At 46.3% G+C, this 4,850-nt stretch carries 5 protein-coding genes and 1 pseudogene; 3 read left to right on the top strand and 3 right to left on the bottom strand.

The window, feature by feature from the left end; translation table 11 throughout:
- Positions 1 to 896 (top strand): MGDG synthase family glycosyltransferase (locus FWJ59_RS07885; RefSeq protein ID WP_414481402.1); only part of this gene is annotated, 896 nt, incomplete at its 5' end.
- Positions 897 to 945: 49 nt separating this feature from the next.
- On the opposite strand, the gene FWJ59_RS07880 is transcribed toward FWJ59_RS07885, so the two are convergent.
- From FWJ59_RS07880 to FWJ59_RS07870, 3 genes and pseudogenes are all read right to left on the bottom strand, one after another.
- Complete coding sequence (locus FWJ59_RS07880) at positions 946 to 1,335, bottom strand: YckD family protein (RefSeq protein ID WP_414481401.1); 390 nt, start codon at positions 1,333 to 1,335, stop codon at positions 946 to 948.
- A gap of 199 nt (positions 1,336 to 1,534) precedes the next feature.
- Positions 1,535 to 2,635, bottom strand: a complete 1,101-nt coding sequence (gene aroC, locus FWJ59_RS07875; RefSeq protein ID WP_414481400.1) for a chorismate synthase — start codon at positions 2,633 to 2,635, stop codon at positions 1,535 to 1,537.
- 139 nt (positions 2,636 to 2,774) lie between these two features.
- Positions 2,775 to 2,985, bottom strand: a pseudogene (locus FWJ59_RS07870) (transposase); the annotation flags it as partial.
- 178 nt (positions 2,986 to 3,163) lie between these two features.
- Between FWJ59_RS07870 and acpS the strand changes: the two are divergent.
- Together acpS and FWJ59_RS07860 are read left to right on the top strand one after the other, a co-directional pair.
- Positions 3,164 to 3,529 (top strand): holo-ACP synthase, encoded by a 366-nt coding sequence (gene acpS, locus FWJ59_RS07865; protein ID WP_414481399.1) that lies wholly within the window; start codon positions 3,164 to 3,166, stop codon positions 3,527 to 3,529.
- 10 nt (positions 3,530 to 3,539) lie between these two features.
- A partial coding sequence (locus FWJ59_RS07860; protein WP_414481398.1) for an NAD(P)H-hydrate epimerase occupies positions 3,540 to 4,850 on the top strand: 1,311 nt, incomplete at its 3' end.

Genomic DNA, 4,850 nt, shown 5'->3' with positions numbered 1-4,850 from the left:
AGCTAGAGAAATCCAACGAAAAGCTCTACATAGGCAAGATAATAGGCTCGCTTTTATCCAGAAAATTGACGGGATTTCTTAGCGAATATCAACCTGATGTGATCGTATGTACCCACATTTTTCCCGCACAGGTGGTAAGCTATCTAAAGGAAAAGGGGCTGTCATGCAAGAGCGTGGGCATCATAACCGATTTTACTGTTCATCCCTTCTGGGAGGATACCAATTTGGATTATTACGTGACTGCAAGCAGCTTACTCAACCTGCAGCTCCAGAGAAAGGGTATACCCCTCGAAAAGGTCTGGCCCATTGGGATTCCCATCTTTAGAAAGTTTGCCAATAAGGTGGACAGGGCAGAGGCAAGGAAACTGTTGGGTATCGAGAATAAGACAACCATATTAGTCATGAGTGGCAGCATGGGATATGGAAATGTGGGTGACGTTATCCGTAGGCTGGATAATATGGATATGGATTTTCAGATAATTTCGGTGTGCGGCAATAACGCTTCATTGAAGAAGAAGATCGATTTAATGGATACTAGGAAAAAGATCTATAATTTTGGATTTGTGGACAATGTGGATCTTATGATGGACGCCTCTGATTGCATATTGACCAAGCCTGGTGGGCTTACGGTTTCTGAGAGCCTTGCCAAGTGTATACCGATGATCCTTATAAACCCTATTCCAGGGCAGGAGGATAGGAACGCTGAATTTTTGCTTAACAATGGACTGGCCATCAAGACCAGCGAGACGTTCCCGCCTGACGAAGCGGTCTATCATCTATTTCACAACGAAAGCAGAAAAGAGTATATGATCCAGATGATGCGTAATATAGGCAGGCCATACGCTGCTGATGAGCTGGCCGACCTAATCGTACAGCACATAAAGGAGGGGGCATAAAACCCCCTTTAAAGCTTTTATTAGCAGTTCGTGTAGACCGGGATGGATTTTACTGGGTAAAGGGGCACTTTCTATCTAACCCTTTACTTTTTTTCGATTTAAAGCCGCCATGGGATTTGCTATCGCCAAATCCTGGTAGGTACCCCTTTTCGGCTCGAAATTTCTCTATCTGATCTATTTTCTGCTTTATAAGTTGAGCGCGATCTTTATCTATTATTCCAAACTCTAAATATTTGTCCACAATCTGCTTTTTGAGTTCAGCAATTTTTGAATACAGGTCTGCCAGTTGTTTCTTTTGTGCCTCAGTAAGCTGTTTTTCTGTAGAATTAGAAGGAGCTTTTGTTGGCAGCTGCGTGTTTTCACTTTGTGCCCAGACGATGGGGACACCAATGGCTACCGCCAACATTATGGCCATTGCTATAATCCACCTTTTTTTCAATCATATCCACCTCCTTTTTGATTTGTCCTACTAAAATTGTACCCACGTTGGCCATTAAAGTTGTGAAGTAATAAATGTAATATTAGAACTGTAGGAATAATTTGTAAATTTATAGTGATAAAAAAATTTTTTGGCCAAAATTCAATCAAGCTTGCCCAAAAAACAAGCACAAGTTGTGTAGTAAGCCTTTAAGCTCCTTTCAAGACAGAGCCTTCTTTATAAAATCTATTCTGGATAATATGCGCTGGAAAAGCAGGTCAACTAGCGTAATGGCTGTCATGGCTTCTACCACAACTACGGCGCGGGGAACTATTACCGGGTCGTGCCTGCCGGTCAATATCAACTGGGTATTTTGCATATCGTGGGTCACCGTTTTTTGTGGAATACTGATGGAAGGTGTGGGCTTAAAGGCTGTACGGAACACGATGGGGAATCCTTCGCTGATGCCACCGGTTATGCCGCCCGAGTTGTTGGAGAGCTTTACGAGCCCTTTGTCGGGCGTATAGCTAAAGGAGTCGTTGTTTTGCGAGCCGGTAAGATAAGCGGCTTGAAATCCCCTGCCAAATTCTATGCCCTTTACTGCGCCGATAGACATTATAGCTCTGGCTAGAGCTGCGTCCAGCTTTTCGAATACCGGCTCCCCTACCCCTGGGGGTAGGCCCTGTATTGTGCATTCCACCACTCCACCCGCCGAGTCGCCTTTTTCCTTGAGCAGGTTAATATACTCTTCAGCCTTTTTGGCTGCTTCACTGTCGGGCATGGCCATGGGATTATGGTATATCTCTTCTTCATCAAATCGTTCCGGATCTATCTTTATCGGACCTATGGAGAGGGTATAGGCCTGTATTTTTATCTTTAGTTCCGATAGCACCTTTTTGGCGATGGCTCCGGCAGCTACGCGAGCGGCCGTCTCCCTGCCAGATGCCCGACCGCCGCCCCTGTAATCCCATATGCCGTATTTCTTATGATATGTATAGTCGGCATGCCCGGGGCGGTATATGTGAGCCACCTGGGAATAGTCTTGCGAACGCTGGTCTTCATTGAAAATTATAAGCGATATGGGGGTGCCGGTGGTTAACCCCTGAAAGACTCCTGACATTATGGATACCCTATCTCTTTCCTGTCGAGGAGTGGAATAAGGGGAACTTCCTGGCCTTCGCCTGTCCAGATCCTTTTGGATGTCCTCTTCGGACAGTGGGATGCCGGCCGGGCATCCATCAATGACCACGCCCAGAGCTTTACCATGGGATTCGCCCCAGGTGGTGACGGTGAAGTTCTTTCCTATGGTTGAACCTGACATAAGCAACCTCCTTGGATTAAGTTTTATAAGATTTTACCAATATTATATACAGGCTGTACAGGTTTTTTGTCATTTAGCCATAGGATTAAGTCTAATTTTTATGTAAAATTTTCTCTACCCAGAATCAGATAATAACAGTTTAATTTATAAATACTCCCTTTTCCTTTTCTTCTTTCGAACTTTCTTTTTGCCACTCAAAGTATTCATCCAGATCCAAGTATTTTCTGCCATGTATCCATTTTGTTCGTCCTGTTCCATAAGTAATGCCTCAATTATAGTCGTATGGCTGATTTTCGGTTGGGAAATATCCTGATTACCCTTTCACGTCGGTGTATCCACTCGTTAAGCCGCACGTAAGGATGCCGACACGAGTAAACAAGAGAATATAAAAGCTTAATTGTACCACATTAAATGATATGTTAAAATATTATTTGGGCATGAAGCTGGTAGCTTTACCCTGGGTTTGTAGGTCTTGGGAGAATTTAGGCTTTCTATAAGCTATGTGATTTTTCGGAAGGAAGAAGAAAGATGATTGTCGGGGTTGGTATCGATGTAATCGAGGTGGAGCGCGTAAAAAAGGCATGCTGTAACCTTCGCTTTTTACAAAGGGTTTTTACAGAAGAGGAGTTAAAGCACTTTGAGAAGTGCGGGAATAATCCTCAGACAATAGCTGGCAATTTTGCGGCTAAAGAGGCTGTGATGAAGGCCATGGGTACTGGATTTAATGTGGGATGGAAGAACATAGAGATACTTCGCTGGTCCAATGGAAAGCCCTATGTAAACCTTTATGATAGGGCAGCACACCAATTATCCTATATAGGCGGCAAAAGGGTGTGGATTTCGATATCCCATATAAAGGAGTTGGCGATTGCTCAGGCTATCATTGAAGGATAGGGTGAGGCGTATGTTGGTTGTAACCCCATCTGAGATGAGGACAATAGATCAACGGGCCATTGAACAATTTGGTATACCTGGCATTGTGCTCATGGAAAATGCCGCTCTTAAAGTAGTGGAAGTGATAGAAAAGGTTTACCGCTTATCGGAACGAGACAAGGTTGTAGTGCTGGCGGGCATGGGAAATAACGGGGGTGACGGGTTGGCCGTCGCTCGCCATGTATTTTTGAGGGGCATAAAGGTGGAGGTTTTTTTGCTGGCACGGGAAGAGGCCATATCAGGAGATGCAAGGACCAATCTAAATATCGCCAGAAAGCTGGAGGTGCCCCTTTACTTTGTACAGGACGAGAGAGATGTGTCAAACCTTGAGGAGAGCCTGAAGGGTGCAACTCTGGTGGTCGATGCCATATTTGGTACGGGGCTTTCCAGGCCGGTAGAGGGGGTCTTTGCACAGGCCATTCAGCTGGTCAATGACATGCCTGTGCCTGTTGTAGCCGTAGACATACCGTCCGGCATCAACGGTGAAGACGGCCATGTCATGGGTATTGCCATAAAGGCTTCGCATACGGTGACATTTGGGTATCCCAAAAGGGGACACCTGCTATATCCCGGCCGAAAATATACTGGGAAATTGCACGTTGTGCCCATAAGTTTGCCGCTCGATAGCGCCCAGGCTGTGGGAGTGCATGCTTTCACCTTGGACATGGGTGAGGCGGCTGCCATGCTTCGAGAGCGGCCTGTCGAGGGGCACAAAGGGGCTTTTGGGAAGGTGGCCGTGGTGGCGGGTTCTACCGGCATGACGGGGGCTGCTAGCCTTGCCGCTATGGCGGCACTGCGCAGCGGAGCCGGACTGGTAACCCTTGGGATACCGGCCAGCCTAAATGAGATTTTAGAGAATAAGCTGACCGAGGTTATGACCAGGCCTCTACGGGACCATGGGACGGGATGCCTGCAAGAGGAGGCTCTGGATGATGTCTTAGATCTAGTCAAGGATGCGGATGTTTTGGCCATAGGGCCAGGGCTTGGGAAAAGTAGCTCCGTGTTTGAAGTTTTAAGGAATATTTTAGGCAGGATTGATATATCCATAGTATTAGATGCGGATGGATTAAATCATATATCACGGGATATTAGCTTGCTCAGCAAGCATACAGGACCTGTAGTGATCACGCCCCATCCTGGAGAGATGGCGAGATTGACGGGATTGAGCGTTGCTCAAATCGTGGGTTCTCCTGTGGAGACGGCACAAAAGTTTTCACAGGAAACAGGAACTGTGGTACTGCTAAAGGGTGCTACTACGGTGGTGTGCCACCCGGATGGCAGG

Origin of the sequence: Caldicoprobacter sp. (assembly GCF_047459465.1) — a bacterium.
Classification (GTDB): domain Bacteria; phylum Bacillota; class Clostridia; order Caldicoprobacterales; family Caldicoprobacteraceae; genus Caldicoprobacter.
Note: the sequence above shows the minus strand (reverse complement) of the source record. Positions and strands in the feature narration are given on the sequence as shown.